This window comes from Corynebacterium sp. HMSC056E09 (genome assembly GCF_001813425.1).
In the GTDB taxonomy this organism is placed as follows: Bacteria; Actinomycetota; Actinomycetes; order Mycobacteriales; family Mycobacteriaceae; genus Corynebacterium; species Corynebacterium hesseae.
Genome location: NZ_KV812479.1, coordinates 1 through 13835 on the forward strand (window position 1 = coordinate 1; position 13835 = coordinate 13835).

General features: G+C 59.5%; 13 protein-coding genes. 10 read left to right on the forward strand and 3 right to left on the reverse strand.

Going from position 1 to position 13835, the window contains the following annotated elements:
- Positions 1-218: 218 nt before the first annotated feature.
- Positions 219-542: a hypothetical protein gene (locus HMPREF2912_RS01340; RefSeq protein WP_070524461.1), complete on the reverse strand. Its 324-nt coding sequence runs from the start codon at positions 540-542 to the stop codon at positions 219-221.
- A gap of 48 nt (positions 543-590) precedes the next feature.
- On the opposite strand from HMPREF2912_RS01340, the gene HMPREF2912_RS01345 reads away from it, so the two are divergent.
- From HMPREF2912_RS01345 to HMPREF2912_RS01370, 6 genes are all read left to right on the forward strand, one after another.
- Positions 591-1967 (forward strand): MFS transporter, encoded by a 1377-nt coding sequence (locus HMPREF2912_RS01345; RefSeq protein WP_070596740.1) that lies wholly within the window; start codon positions 591-593, stop codon positions 1965-1967.
- 22 nt (positions 1968-1989) lie between these two features.
- Positions 1990-3021 carry an ATP-dependent 6-phosphofructokinase gene (locus tag HMPREF2912_RS01350; RefSeq protein WP_070524457.1) on the forward strand — a complete coding sequence of 344 codons (1032 nt, stop codon included), beginning with the start codon at positions 1990-1992 and terminating at the stop codon, positions 3019-3021.
- A gap of 39 nt (positions 3022-3060) precedes the next feature.
- Entirely contained in the window at positions 3061-4659 is a 1599-nt protein-coding gene (locus HMPREF2912_RS01355) for an aspartate:alanine exchanger family transporter (protein ID WP_070683057.1), read from the forward strand.
- A gap of 34 nt (positions 4660-4693) precedes the next feature.
- The gene (gene gatB / locus HMPREF2912_RS01360) at positions 4694-6208 is read left to right on the forward strand and encodes an Asp-tRNA(Asn)/Glu-tRNA(Gln) amidotransferase subunit GatB (RefSeq protein ID WP_210396356.1); all 1515 of its coding nucleotides are present in this window, start codon (positions 4694-4696) and stop codon (positions 6206-6208) included.
- 55 nt (positions 6209-6263) lie between these two features.
- Positions 6264-7319: an NAD(P)-dependent alcohol dehydrogenase gene (locus HMPREF2912_RS01365; protein WP_070683059.1), complete on the forward strand. Its 1056-nt coding sequence runs from the start codon at positions 6264-6266 to the stop codon at positions 7317-7319.
- A 185-nt stretch (positions 7320-7504) separates the two neighbouring features.
- Entirely contained in the window at positions 7505-8929 is a 1425-nt protein-coding gene (locus HMPREF2912_RS01370; protein WP_070683060.1) for a YkvI family membrane protein, read from the forward strand.
- Here the strand turns inward: HMPREF2912_RS01370 and HMPREF2912_RS01375 are convergent.
- Positions 8926-9615, reverse strand: a complete 690-nt coding sequence (locus HMPREF2912_RS01375) for a LysE/ArgO family amino acid transporter (RefSeq protein WP_070683061.1) — start codon at positions 9613-9615, stop codon at positions 8926-8928. The genes HMPREF2912_RS01370 and HMPREF2912_RS01375 overlap by 4 nt on opposite strands.
- 70 nt (positions 9616-9685) lie before the next feature.
- On the opposite strand from HMPREF2912_RS01375, the gene HMPREF2912_RS01380 reads away from it, so the two are divergent.
- The 4 genes from HMPREF2912_RS01380 (at position 9686) to HMPREF2912_RS01395 (ending at position 12454) form a co-directional block, all read left to right on the forward strand.
- A complete protein-coding gene (locus HMPREF2912_RS01380) occupies positions 9686-10570 on the forward strand; it encodes a LysR family transcriptional regulator ArgP (RefSeq protein WP_070524444.1) in 885 nt (294 codons plus the stop codon).
- A 28-nt stretch (positions 10571-10598) separates the two neighbouring features.
- Positions 10599-11573, forward strand: a complete 975-nt coding sequence (locus HMPREF2912_RS01385) for a DoxX family protein (protein ID WP_070564294.1) — start codon at positions 10599-10601, stop codon at positions 11571-11573.
- A 132-nt stretch (positions 11574-11705) separates the two neighbouring features.
- Entirely contained in the window at positions 11706-12143 is a 438-nt protein-coding gene (locus HMPREF2912_RS01390; protein WP_070564297.1) for a hypothetical protein, read from the forward strand.
- The gene (locus HMPREF2912_RS01395) at positions 12140-12454 is read left to right on the forward strand and encodes a transcriptional regulator (RefSeq protein WP_070683062.1); all 315 of its coding nucleotides are present in this window, start codon (positions 12140-12142) and stop codon (positions 12452-12454) included. The genes HMPREF2912_RS01390 and HMPREF2912_RS01395 overlap by 4 nt, the downstream gene beginning before the upstream one ends.
- Positions 12455-12565: 111 nt before the next feature.
- On the opposite strand, the gene HMPREF2912_RS01400 is transcribed toward HMPREF2912_RS01395, so the two are convergent.
- On the reverse strand, positions 12566-13834 hold the full coding sequence (locus HMPREF2912_RS01400) for a glycosyltransferase 87 family protein (protein ID WP_070683063.1): 1269 nt from the start codon (positions 13832-13834) through the stop codon (positions 12566-12568).
- Position 13835: the final 1 nt, after the last annotated feature.

Below are 13835 nucleotides of genomic sequence, written 5' to 3' on the forward strand. Positions count from 1 at the left end.
CCCGAGAAACATGAGTTAGAAGAAATGTTCTAACAATGATTCTACCGACCCTCACCGCACATAGCCATAGCCAGTAGTGAATTCACGTCAAGTCGCTACTATAAACGGGGGTAGTGGCACCCTGTTAGCTAGGAGGTTCGATAGGGTGCAGTAGGGGTAAGGTGAGAAAACAATCAAAACCCCACGTGCGTTGTTGGCGGCACGTGGGGCGTGGGGATCTACTGGGCGTCGGAAAGCGCGTAGGCAGCACCAGCGCTTGCGGCGGTGACGGCCAGGACTGCCGGCCAGGAGCCAATCTTCTTAGCCAGCGGGTGCGAGAGGCCAAACGCGCCGGTGTATAGAGCAGCAAGGCCAGCCGTAGTGGCTGGGTTCGTCTTAGCCCACCAGCTGCGTCCGGCCCAGACGCCAGCGGCGGCGAGTACAACGCCGCCTAGCGGGCGGATTCCAGTTTCCCGAGCTGTGAGCCAACCGCCAATGAGACCCAGAGAGACGGTCGCGGCCGTCGATACGTCCTGTGGTTTCTTAATGTCAATCATTCCCATGCGCTTCAGTTTAGGCCGCCTGCATGGACGGTGGCTAGACTTCCCTCCATGAATCACGCAGCAACGTACACTTCAGAAAAGCAAGCTTGGCTCGCCATGGCGGCGCTGTCACTCGGCTTCTTTATGTCGTTGCTGGATCAATCAATGATTGCAGTTGCGCTTCCCGACGTCCGTCGTGAGTTCAACGCCGACGTCAATCAGGTGCTGTGGGTCTCGGCCATCTATTTGCTCGCCGTGGTTGTGCCTCTCCTGTTTACTGGAAGGCTAGGGGATATCTACGGGCAGAAGCGAATGTTTCAGCTCGGCAACGGACTCTTTGGCCTTGGTGCACTGCTTTGTGCGCTGGCGCCATCCGTAGAGTTTCTCATCGCCGCACGGTCGCTACAAGGCCTAGGTGCCTCCATTCAGATGCCGCAGACCATGGCGGTGATCAACCGTGTTTTCCCTCGTGAGCGGCGCGGCCGTGCGTTGGGTGCCTGGGGCGTGGTGGGTTCGCTGGCCACTCTTGCTGGACCGCTAGTGGGAGGCTTCGTTGTAGCCGCGTTTGGGTGGCAGGCGGTCTTTTGGATCCACATTCCCATTGTCATTGCAGCGATTGTTCTTTCCGGCCTGTGGGTGCCTTCCTTGCCGACGGCGACCGGAAGGATTGATTTCGTGTCGGTAGGGGCGTCGTTTGTCTCGTTGACCTGCTTCGTCTTTGCGGTGCAACAAGGGCCAGAGACTGGCTGGCCGTGGTGGATTTGGGCCCTCCTCGTCGCCGGAATTGTCGGCATGGCTATCTTCGTGCGCCTGCAATCATCCCGTGGGGCGGCAGCGCTCGTTCCGCTTGGGTTGTTTAAGGACCGTAACTACTCCGTGGGCACGGTGGCCATCGTGTCCATGGGCTTTATGGCTGCGTCGATGATGATTCCGATCATGATGTGGTTGCAGGTCGAGCAGGGTTTATCGGCGGGAGATGCCGGAATGATCGTCACGCCGATGGCTCTGGTTTCTTTGTGCGTGTCACCACTAGCGGGGATTTTGGCAGATAGGCTGCATCCACGACTATTAGCGCTCACGGGCTTCGGCATGTTGATTGCCACTTTCGCCGTGCTGTGGTTCCTCATGCACGCGGGTGTTTCGGGGTGGTGGCTGAGCCTGCCATGTGCGGCCTTGGGGGCGGGACAGTCCTTTATTTGGGGATCCAATGCCGCGACGACGATGCGCGATATTGATGCACATTTCATGGGAGCTGCTTCCGGTGTCTATAACACATCGCGACAGGTGGGCTCGGTGATTGGTGTGGCCGGTGTATCAGCAGTCATGCAGGTCGCCGGCGCGGCGGACTCGCTGGTCGCTATCGCTGCGATCCTTTTCGTCGGGTGTATTGCTTCGCTCTTCTTCCGGGATACCCTGCACGCTGGTGTGGAGACTGCGAGCCAATAGGGAAGCGAGTAGATTGGATGTCATGCGTCTTGCTGTACTGACATCCGGTGGTGATTGCCCCGGTCTGAATGCTGTTATCCGCGCGGTCGTTCGCACCGCATCCAACGAGTTCGGCGATACGGTCGTCGGCTACGAGGACGGCTGGGTTGGTCTGATGGAAGACCGACGCCGTGACCTTTATGACGACGCTGAAATTGACCGCATCCTCCTTCGCGGCGGAACCATCCTTGGTACTGGCCGCCTCCACCCTGATAAGTTCAAGGCTGGGCTGGACACCATCAAGGCCAATATGGCCGATGCTGAGGTTGATGCGCTCGTCGCCATTGGCGGCGAGGGAACTCTCAAGGGTGCTAAGTGGCTTTCTGACAACGGTATCCCAGTTGTCGGCGTTCCAAAGACCATCGATAACGACGTCAATGCAACGGACTACACCTTCGGTTTCGACACGGCCGTGTCCGTGGCCACCGATGCGATTGACCGCCTTCACACCACTGCTGAGTCCCACAACCGCATCCTCATCGTGGAGGTCATGGGCCGCCACGTTGGGTGGATTGCGCTGCATGCAGGCATGGCCGGCGGCGCGCACTACACGGTGATCCCCGAGGTCCCATTCGATATCGCAGATATCACCAAGGCGATGGAACGCCGCTTCCAGATGGGTGAGAAGTATGGCATCATCTGCGTCGCCGAAGGCGCACTTCCCAAGGAAGGCACCATGGACTTCGAAGCGGGCGGTGTCGATCAGTTTGGTCACCAGACCTTCAACGGAATTGGCCAGGTCATCGGTGATGAGATCAAGAAGCGCACCGGTTACGACGTGCGCACGACGGTCCTCGGCCACATCCAGCGCGGCGGCACGCCGACGGCGTATGACCGCGTCCTGGCAACCCGTTACGGCACCCACGCCGCCCGTGCCGCGCACAATGGTCAGTCCGGAATGTGCGTCGCCCTCCACGGTGAAAACATCGACCTCGTCCCGCTCGAGGATGCCGTGGGCAAGCTGAAGGTGGTTCCGGCAAAGCGCTATGCCAACGCGCAAGCCCTCTTCGGTTAAACGCCGCGACAAGGCCGCCCATAGTTAATAAAGGTTTCGATGACAAGCGTATTAGCTTTCCTTGCTGAGCAGCCGGTCCTGTTGGTGTTTTTGCTGATTGGCATCGGCATGGCGCTCGGCGGCATCAAAACCCGGGGAATTAGCTTAGGGGCGGCCGCCGTTCTCTTCCTTGGTATTGCTTTTTCGGCCGCCGCCTCCGCCGTTGGTGTGGAGGCCTCCGTACCTCCCATTCTGGGAATGCTCGGGTTGGTGCTCTTTGCCTTTGGCATTGGCAATAATTCTGGGGTGTCCTTCTTTAAGTCGCTGAAAACCGCGACGGGCCCAGTGCTGTCGATGATTGGAGTCTTCATCGTCGCGGCGCTTGCCGCGTGGGGGTTGGGCACTTATGTCTTTGGGCTATCGAATGCCACCATCGCGGGTACTTTTGCCGGCGCTGTGACGAATACCCCCGCGTTGGCGGCGGCGTCGGAAGCTACGGGTGATCCCGGCGCAGCAACCGTGGGCTACGCGGTTTCTTACTTATTCGGCGTCATCGGCATGCTCGCGGCCACGGTGCTCGTGCTTCGCGACGCCGGGAATGACGACGACACCCTGTCACCCGTCACGCGCCAGCACATGCAGATTTTGAGAGAAATCGCGGTGGCAGAGATTGCAGACATCGGCAACGGGGAAGTGCAAGTGACCCGCCTGCGGCGCGTCGGCAGCAATGATATCGTCCTGCCGAAGTTTTTCGATGTGTTGCACCCAGGTGATGTGGTCACGCTCGTCGGTGCCCCGGAAGATCTGGACAATATCATTGAGCGCGCTGGCCGTGAATCCCCGCAGATCCTCAACGATGACCGCCACGAGCTAGACTTTCGTCGCATTACTATCTCCGAGCACAGCTTGGCTGGCCTGACTATTGCGGAGCTGAACAACCAGCTGTCTGACCGGTGGGGCGCGCGCATTTCGCGCGTTCGCCGTGCGGACAACGATCAGGTTGCTGTCCCCGAACACATCGTGGAGCTGGGAGATCGCGTGCGCGTCGTGGGCTCAAAGAAGTCGCTGCGCGAGATCTCAAACTTTCTTGGGGATTCTTCGCAAGGCCTAACCGATATCAACCCCGTATCCCTCGGCCTCGGCTTGGCCCTTGGCATCTTTGTAGGGCATATCGATATCCCGCTTCCGGGCGGATCTTCCTTCAACCTCGGTGCTGCCGCCGGCGTTCTCATCGTCGCGTTGGTCATGGCGCGGATTGGGCGAATCGGCAATACAGTGACCGCATTGCCGCACTCAGCCAACACGATTCTTTCCGAGCTCGGACTGTTGCTCTTCTTGGCCCAAGCCGGAACGAATGCGGGCGGGGAGATCGCCGGTGCCTTTACAGGCGGCGCGTGGTGGAAGATTCTTCTCCTTGGCATCATCATCACAACGCTGGTCGCATTCGGGTTTGCCTTTGTGATGCGCCGATTCCTGCGCGTCGGCGCTACAAAGACGGCGGGTGCTATGGCCGGAGCTCAGACTCAACCGGCAGTTCTCGCTTTTGTGAATAATCGGACGAGCACTGATCAGCGTGTGGCCTTGGGCTATGCCATGGTGTATCCAGCGGCCATGATTGCCAAAATTCTTATTACGCACGGCATCACCTTGTTGGGTTAGGCGGTTGCGCACGGTGTCGCGTTAACATACTAAGATGGCACGCATGACTGCTGCGATGTATGACCTGATGGACTACGACGAGGTCCTGGAAAAGTTCGAACCCGTAATGGGCATGGAAGTTCACGTGGAGCTCAATACGGAAACCAAGATGTTCTCCACCTCTCCCACGAACTTCAACGCAGCCCCCAATTCCAACGTGGACCCGGTTTCGCTGGGTCTGCCCGGAGCATTGCCGGTGGTGAATTCAAAGGGCGTGGAAGGCGCCATCAAGATCGGTCTGGCGCTGAACTGCAAGATTGCGGAATCGTCGCGCTTTGCTCGCAAGAATTACTTCTACCCGGATCAGCCGAAGAACTATCAGATCTCTCAGTATGATGAGCCGATTGCATACGACGGCTACCTTGACGTCGTTCTCGATGACGGCACCGAGTGGCGCGTAGAGATTGAGCGCGCCCACATGGAAGAGGACACCGGAAAGCTCACCCACTTGGGTGGCGCGGACGGCCGCATCCATGGCGCGACCTCCTCGCTGGTGGATTGCAACCGCGCGGGCATTCCGCTCATCGAGATTGTGACCAAGCCGATTATTGGCGCCGGTGAGCGTGCCCCCGAGGTTGCCCGCGCCTATGTGTCCGCACTGCGCGAGCTCGTCGCGGCGCTGGGGGTCTCCGATGCCCGCATGGATCAGGGTTCGATGCGCGTGGATTCCAACGTGTCACTGCGCCCGGTGGGCCAGGAAGAGTTCGGCACGCGTACCGAAACCAAGAACATCAACTCCCTGCGCTCGGTCGAGCAGGCGGTGCGTTTTGAGATGCAGCGCCAGGCGCAGGTGCTTGTCGACGGTGGCGAGATCGTCCAGGAAACCCGCCACTACCAGGAAACGGATGGCTCGACCTCGAAGGGCCGCCCGAAGGAGACCGCGGAGGACTACCGCTACTTCAACGACCCGGATCTGCCGCCGGTGATTGTCTCCCGCGAGTGGGTTGAGGAGATCTGCCAAACCCTGCCGGAGATGCCGTGGATTCGCCGCGCCCGCATCCAAGAGGAATGGGGCCTGAAGGACGAGGAGATGCGCGATCTGGTCAACGCTGGCGCGCTCGATCTCATTATCGAAACCGTGGATGCCGGCACCAGCCCGGATGAGGCCCGCTCTTGGTGGGTTTCTTACCTGACCGGTAAGGCTAATGAGGCGGGCGTTGAGCTGAGCGCTCTCGACATCACCCCGGCTCAGGTCGCGCGCGTGGTCCAACTGGTCAAGGAAGGCAAGCTGACCACCAAGCTTGCTCGCAAGGCGGTCGACGGCGTCCTCGAAGGCGAGGGGGATGTCGACGAGGTCGTCGCCAAGCGCGGGCTCGAGGTCGTGCGCGATGACGGCGCGATCGAGAAGGCCGTTGATGATGCCCTGGCAGCCAACCCGGACATCGTGGAGAAGTACAAGGCCGGCAACAAGAAGGTCACCGGCGCCATCGTTGGCGCGGTCATGAAGGCTACCCAGGGCAAGGCTGACCCGGGACAGGTCAATAAGCTGATTGCGAAGAAGCTCTCCTAATTGGTATAAATTTCCATTAGGCGAGGTCAGGCGGCTGCGGGGTACCGTAGTCGCCATGACTATTTCTACTAAAGCACTCCAAAAGACAGGCCCAAACGAACCTTTTAAGGTTGTGACCATCCAGCGCCGTGACCCGCGCGCCGATGACGTCGTCATCGACATCAAGGCCGCGGGCATCTGCCACTCGGATATCCACACCATTCGCAATGAGTGGGGTGAGGCGCACTTCCCGCTGACCGTGGGCCATGAGATCGCCGGCGTGGTGTCCGCCGTAGGGGAGGACGTCACCAAGTTCCAAGTGGGCGATCGCGTCGGCGTCGGCTGCCTGGTGAACTCTTGCGGCGAATGCGAGCAGTGCCAAGCTGGAATGGAGCAGAACTGCCTCAACGGTGGTGTGGGCACCTATAACTCCACCGACGTCGACGGAACGATCACCCAAGGTGGCTATGCGGAGAAGGTCGTGGTGAATCAGGACTTCGTCCTGCGCATTCCAGATGCCCTTGACTTCGATGTCGCCGCGCCCTTGCTGTGCGCCGGAATTACCACCTACTCTCCGCTGGCTCGCTGGGACGTCAAGGAAGGGCAGAAGGTGGCCGTCGTGGGCCTCGGCGGTTTGGGGCACATGGGTGTGCAGATTGCCGCTGCCAAGGGCGCGGATGTCACTGTCATCTCGCGCACCTCGCGCAAGGCTGAGGAGGCCGCGAAGCTGGGCGCGAACCGTACGCTCGCCACCACCGAAGAAGAGGACTTTTTCAAAAACCACCGCGGGGAGTTCGACTTTATCCTCTCCACGATTTCCGCCGAGTACAGCCTCGAGGGCTACCTGCGGATGCTGAAGCCGCGGGGCATCATGTCTGTCGTGGGCCTGCCGCCAGAGGCCCTTCCATTGCGCCTCAACCGCCTGGTAGGCGGCGGCAAGGTGCTCACCGGCAACAACATTGGCGGCATCGCCGAAACCCAGGAAATGCTGGACTTTTGTGCCGAGCACGGCTTGGGAGCTGTCATTGAGAAGGTCGGCGTCGATGATGTCGATGCCGCCTATGAGCGCGTCGTTGCGGGTGATGTGAAGTTCCGATTCGTCATTGATACCGCTACGTTTGCCGAGCATTAAGAGGTGAGCCGCCTCATGCTTTAGCGGCCATTGGAGCAAGCTCTCCACGGCCGCACACCTGTTTTCCTGTCATGATGGAGTACCGTGGTAGTAGTGTGCCGCCGTACTCCATCAAAGGTATGGCGTGTTTTTATGCGCTAGCCATAAAGCATAAAGAAAAGAAACTAGAAAACAGATAGGAAAACGTGTCTTATAAAAACGTCGTAGGCATCGCTTTGTCCTTCATTGGCTTACTCGTGGGTGCGGGCTTTGCCACGGGACAGGAAGTTGTCCAGTACTTTACGTCCTTCGGTATTCCCGGCATGTGGGGAATCCTGGTTGCCGGTTTGGTGATGACGCTCGCCGGTACAGTCTTCCTCCAACTAGGAAGTTACTTCCACGCCAGCGAACACAACCAAGTCTTCCGCAACATTACCCACCCGATCATCTCGCGCATTCTTGATGTCGCGGTGATCCTCACGCTGTTTGCGGTGGGCTTTGTCATGCTGGCAGGTGCTGGCTCCAACATGGAGCAGCAGTTCGGTTGGCCTGCGTGGGTAGGTTCGTTGCTCATGCTCGTGCTTGTCATGGTTACGGGTATGTTCGACGTAGACAAGGTCTCCCAAGTTATTGGCCTTTTGACGCCGACCATTATCATCGCCGTTCTCTTCGTTGGCACCTATACCTTGCTGCACATGCCGGAGAGCGTTGATGCGGCGATTAGCGCCTCTGAAGCGATTGAGTCCCCGATCTCGAATTGGTTGGTCTCCGCGCTGAACTACAACGGCCTCGCCCTCATTCTGGCTGTATCGATGTCCTTGGTGATCGGTGGCGATAACATCAGCCCGCGTGAGGCTGGCGTCGGTGGCATTGTAGGCGGCGCGGTCTACGCGGTGCTCATGGGTATCGCTGGTTTCTCCTTGCTGGTGAACGCGGAGAATGTGGGAGATTCAGATATTCCGATGCTGACCCTGGTGGACAACGTTCACCCAGTCCTTGGCGTCATCATGGCAGTCATCATCTACCTGATGATCTTCAACACGGCCATCGGCATGTTCTATGCGCTGGGTAAGCGTTTGTCCTCCGGCAACGAGTCCAAGTACCGCATTATCTTTATCGCCGGCTGCCTTGCAGGTTTCGCGGTTTCCTTCGCCGGCTTCAAGGCGCTCATGCAGTATGTGTACCCGGTTCTGGGCTACATGGGCATCGTCCTCGTCGTCATCCTGGTGGTTGGATGGCTGCGCTCCCTGGGCAAGATCAAGGATGAAGGCTTGCGCCGCGAGCGCATCCGCGCCCTGCTTCACCTGAAGCTGCACCCCGATGAGGAGTACGATGCAGCGCGTTACGACGATGAGATTGGTCAGCAGATCGCCGATTCCAACATGGATGATGAAGCCCTCTTTGAGGATCTCGTCTCCGATGTGGTCGATGAGCTGGATTCGGACGAGGAGCTCGACTTCGACAAGGAAGAGTGGGAGGAAAACCGTAACGACCACTCCTACTACACCGAGCGCGACGCCGTGGAGCAGGACCGCAGCGACGAAGAGATCAAGGCCTGGGTGGAAGAAACCGGCGCGGTGGGAGATCCCGCCGAGGATGAAGACCTCCCCGAGGACTCACAGAAGAATTAGTGGAGCAACAGCTTCGCCGTTAGTGCAAGCATGACGCAGCCGATGACGATGTTGACGACGCGCCAGGTCGTCGGCTTGGCCAGCACGTGGGAGAGCTTGTAGGCGCCAAAGCCTAGGGAGGGGAACCACACTGCGCTGGCCATGATGGCGCCTGCTGCGAACACCCAGCGCTGGTCGCCATATTGGTTTGCAATGGAGCCCAGCATGACCAGCGCGTCGACGTAGGCCAAGGGGTTGAGCCACGTCAACGCCAATGCCCCAAGGACGGGCTTGACCCAGGATTTCGAGCGCATGCGGGGGCGAATTTTGGTGAGCACGGAGGTGCTCGGTGCGCCCGTATTGCCCGCGTTATCATCAACTACTTGGGCCACCGGTGCGGTTTCCTCAATGACAAGCGCTTCCTGTTCCTTCTTGAAAGCATCGCGGAAGCACGTGAAGCCGAAGTAGATGAGGTAGGCCGCGCCGAGGTACTTCACCACGACGAGCGCGGTGGGGAAGCGCTCCACAAGGACGCCGACGCCGGCGGTGCCGCCGGTGATCAAGATGACGTCGGAAAGCAAGCATGCCAACAGGATGGGTCCGACATGGTCGCGTTTAATACCCATCTTGATGATGTAGGCATTCTGCGGTCCGATGGCGATGATGAGGGACAGGCCCAGCGCAAATCCTGCGAGCAATACTGACATGGCTTCTAGTGTGCGTATATCGACATATGAAGTCCAGTTAAGTGTTCTACATCTGGTTTAATATTGCTTCATGAACCCGCTGCATACCGAAACCCTGCTGGCCATCATCGATGAAGGTTCCTTCGAGGGTGCCGCGGCTGTGTTGGGAATCACTCCCTCGGCCGTGAGCCAGCGCATCAAGGCACTGGAGGTGTCGACGGGCCGAATACTCCTGCGCCGCGGGACCCCCGTCACCGTGACTGAGGCGGGGGAGATCGTCGCCCAAGCCGCACGACGCATGGCGCTGGTCCAGGCGGAAGCGGATGCGCGGCTTACCGAGCGGTTGTCCCGCGTGCCACTGACCGTTGCCATCAACTCGGATTCCCTGGCCACGTGGTTTCGTCCTGTAATCCAGCGCACCGCCGAGCGCGGTGCGGCAGCGCTGCGCATCCGCATCGAAGATGAGGCCCGCACGCTCGCAATGCTGCGCCGCGGCGACGTTCTGGGAGCTGTGACTCGCGAGCAAACGCCGGTCTCCGGCTGCGAATCCACGTACCTCGGTACCATGCGCTACTTTGCCGTCGCCGCGCCGGAGCTGGCGGAGACCTTTGAGGACTGGGAGACGCTGCCCATCGTGGGTTTCGGGCCGAACGACGCCACCTTGGATGACGCCATGCGTGAGCGCTTCATCGACTCCCACGTCCTGCGCGCACGGGTATCTCAGATTCCCTCCTCGGAGAGTTATGTCGAAGCTGTGCGCTACGGGCTGGGCTGGGGCTTGGTGCCGCGCCTGCAGGCCCAGCCATTGCTGGAGTCCGGGGAGCTGGTGCTTCTCGACGACTTCCCGCTCGACATCGACCTCTACTGGCAACGCTGGCGGCTGGAATCGGAATTGCTTGCTGATCTCACCGAAGACGTCTTAAACGCTGGCCATGCGGTTTTAGCTTCGCGCCGCGCCGGTAAAGATGCACCATAAGGGTGCTGTGCTGCCTTAAGTTGGAGGTATGAGCGATAAAACTCCTGATAAAGCCACCAACTTTGATGACGATATCCCGACCTACACGGGCAAAGACTCCGTGAAGGACAACGCGCCTGCGGAAGCTGCGGCCGAAAAGCCAAAGAAGAGCAGCCTCTTCCAGCGCCCGGGGCGCGCCGAGCCGCAGGTGATCAAGCCAAAGAAGGCTGAAGAGCCCGCCGTCGAGGCCGAACCCGAGGCGAAGACCGAAACCTTTGAAAGCGCCTCCAAGGAATCCCTGTCTTTCGACAGCTCTGCCGCTGATGCTGAAACTGAAACTACTGCTTTCCCGCGCGCGGAGGCGACGGCAGGAACCGATACGGAGACGACTGCAATGCCAGTGGCTGAGGCTGATGAAGAGCCCAGCGCCGTTGCCGTGGCTGACCCTGCGGCTGAGCCAGTCACCGCAACCGAAGCGGAGGCTGTAGAAGAAAAGCACTTGTCGGCTCGCCGAGGCACCATTGACTTTGGTCTGCTTTTCGTGCGCCTGGCGCTCAGCGTTTACCTGCTCGTGGCGGGTGCTTCGACCTTCTTTAAGCTCGGCGGTAACGAGGGGCTGTCAGGCTTGGAGAACGAGTTCGGTGAGTACACCATGGCGGCGGCCTTGGCCATCGGCGTGCCGACCGTCCAGCTCATTGCCGGTGCCTTCCTGCTTCTGGGTCTAGTTACACCGCTGGCGGCCATGTTCGGTCTCATCGTCACAGGCTTCTCCGCTATTCACGGCCTCAACGCCTCCGGTGCTGGGTTGGATGTCTTTGCCTGGAATGAGAGCGTCTGGCTGGGTCTGGTGCTCTTTGTTATCGCTGTGGCCCTGCAGTTCACCGGTCCGGGATTCATCTCCCTTGACTTCAATCGCTCCTGGACCCGTCGCCCACTGGCAACCTCGTGGGTCTTTGTCGTCATTGGCGTTGCCGCGCTCGTGGCCATCTGGTGGTTTGGAGCTGGCGTCAACCCGTTGAGCTAAGAGTTTTAGCGCCTACTTAAGCTCCCAGCCTGCAGTTATACACCAACTGTTGTTGTTTTCCATTGCGTAAAGTAAGTTGGTTTCCGTAATGGAAAACAATGACTTTGGTGCCGCAGGAGGGGAGCTTTAGTTTTGTCCGATCAGGATGTTCGAGAAGCACTCGCATTTGAGGAGCAACAACAGCTAGCCGCGGCGAAGCGGCCGCCTATCTGGCTGAGCTTGCTCGCATCGGCTGCTTACGGCGCGTGGTTTGCCTACATGTGGATCAAGGATGACGTCCATCCTCTCGTTCTTGTTGGTGGACTGCTTCTTGTACTCGGGCTCTTGGTGAGTCTTGCCTTCTTTTACCGCACGGGGGTGCGGGATTCGATGCGTCAGAAGGTTGATCCGCACGCCTCCAGGAATGTGACCTGGCGCTTCTACGCAGGATTGGGGTTTATGATGCTGCCGGCACTGTTCAATCCCTTTGTTGAAGGGCACGTTATTGCCTCGTGCATCGCAGGTGTGCTGTGCAGTTTGTCGGTCTTTTGGACGTTGCACACCGGTGCGCTGAATAGGATGCCGCGATGAGTGAGCTCGATCCGATAATCCACCCGCTCAACCGCTTTAAGATTTGCGCCACGCTCAATGCCTTTGGCGCCACACAGGGTGGGGACGTCAACCGTGAGATGAAATTCGCTATGTTGCGCGATCGCACGGAGCTTTCCGACGCCTCCCTGTCCAAGCAGCTCGGAGCGTTAGAACAAGCCGGCTACGTGACTCGCTTCCGCGAATATGGCACCAGCCGTGCTAAGGACTCGGTGTGGGTCGCATTGACTGAGCACGGCAAGATTGCCTTCGACGGTCACTTGGCAGCACTCAAGGATTTAGCTGAGGGCTGAGTTGGGCGCATGGTATGGCGTCGCTGAGGTGCCAATGTTGCCAAAGTTTTCCCTCGCGCTGCAGTGGCGGCGCACAACTTTGTCAGAACGGGCAGTTTTGCGTTTCGGGGCTTAGTTGGTTTGGGCCGCAGCGAGTTCGGTTTGTGGCTTGTCGGATTGAGCGCCTCGAGCCTTGAGGCAGATGGCGTAGAGAATCCAGCTGAGTAGTGCCAGCCACACGAAGTCATCGACCAAGAACTTCTGGTACAGCGGCATCGTGTGGACGTCGATGCTATCGCCGAACCACCACTTCGGTGGAACGGTGAGCAGCATGCCTGCCCAAGCCGCGAGAACTGCGAGCGAGCTGCCAGCGACCCAGGTGTGGTGACGCCACGTCCATGCGCGGTAGACCAGAACCGGCACGATGAGCGACAGCCACACCCAGTGGTGTGACCACGAGACGGGGGAGATGAGCAACATGATGGTGGCGGTGGTGAGGTGGGCGTCGACAAGCAGGCCGCGCCGCATCTGAGCCAGGATGAGTGCGGAGCCGAGGCCGATGATCGTGAGCGCAACCACGATCCACAGCACGTTGATGAGCATGCCGTGGTTGTCCATCGCCTCTTGGGAAGTAAAGAGGCGCTGGATGGCACCCTTGAGCGAGGAATTGGACTGATAGTCCGTGGCCACGCCGAAGTCTGCGCCCTTGCCCATATCGAGAAGCTTTGAACTGAAGAATTCGAGAAAAGCCTCCCAGCGGTAGGCCGCGGCCAACAGCGTTGCCACGACAGCGGAGGCGAAGGCTGTGAGGATCGGCTTCCACTCGCGGCGCAGCAGGAAGTACAGCAGCATGGCCAACGGAGTGATCTTGATGGCCGCCGCGAGGCCTATCAGCCAGCCCTGCGGGAGCTTGCGCTTGCGGGGGACGAGATCGAAGACGACCAACGCCATGATGACGATGTTGATTTGCGCAAAACCGTTGTTGAGGCGGATGGGTTCAAAGAACATGGCCGCGGCCCACGCGATCGCCACAGTGGGCCATAGGTGCGGCACCTTGAGTGCGCGGAAGATCGCGAAGAGGCAGGCGAAGACCAGCGCATCCGAGAGGACGATCATGATATCGCCCGCCAGGGCGTCACTCATCCAGTCGAAGGCGGTGAGCGGAACCATCACGAGCGCGCCGAAGGGTGGGTAGATAAAGGGGAGCGCCAAATCCCCGGCGTACATGGGCTCCGAGTAGACCGAGCGGCCCTCCATGAAGGCGCGCACGCCCTCACGGTAAATGATCATGTCCACAGGGTAGTCCGTGTGGAGGACGTGGCGGATGACGCCCACCAGGCCAATGATGAGCCCGGCGGCGGTCAGGAGTGTGCGCCTTGCGGCGTTAGTGGCGAAATTCATC

Coding starts and splice junctions, on each gene's coding strand:
- HMPREF2912_RS01340 (WP_070524461.1), bottom strand. CDS start 542: ATGGGAATGATTGACATTAAGAAACCACAGGACGTATCGACGGCCGCG.
- HMPREF2912_RS01345 (WP_070596740.1), top strand. CDS start 591: ATGAATCACGCAGCAACGTACACTTCAGAAAAGCAAGCTTGGCTCGCC.
- HMPREF2912_RS01350 (WP_070524457.1), top strand. CDS start 1,990: ATGCGTCTTGCTGTACTGACATCCGGTGGTGATTGCCCCGGTCTGAAT.
- HMPREF2912_RS01355 (WP_070683057.1), top strand. CDS start 3,061: ATGACAAGCGTATTAGCTTTCCTTGCTGAGCAGCCGGTCCTGTTGGTG.
- gatB (WP_210396356.1), top strand. CDS start 4,694: ATGGCACGCATGACTGCTGCGATGTATGACCTGATGGACTACGACGAG.
- HMPREF2912_RS01365 (WP_070683059.1), top strand. CDS start 6,264: ATGACTATTTCTACTAAAGCACTCCAAAAGACAGGCCCAAACGAACCT.
- HMPREF2912_RS01375 (WP_070683061.1), bottom strand. CDS start 9,615: ATGTCAGTATTGCTCGCAGGATTTGCGCTGGGCCTGTCCCTCATCATC.
- HMPREF2912_RS01380 (WP_070524444.1), top strand. CDS start 9,686: ATGAACCCGCTGCATACCGAAACCCTGCTGGCCATCATCGATGAAGGT.
- HMPREF2912_RS01385 (WP_070564294.1), top strand. CDS start 10,599: ATGAGCGATAAAACTCCTGATAAAGCCACCAACTTTGATGACGATATC.
- HMPREF2912_RS01395 (WP_070683062.1), top strand. CDS start 12,140: ATGAGTGAGCTCGATCCGATAATCCACCCGCTCAACCGCTTTAAGATT.
- HMPREF2912_RS01400 (WP_070683063.1), bottom strand. CDS start 13,834: ATGAATTTCGCCACTAACGCCGCAAGGCGCACACTCCTGACCGCCGCC.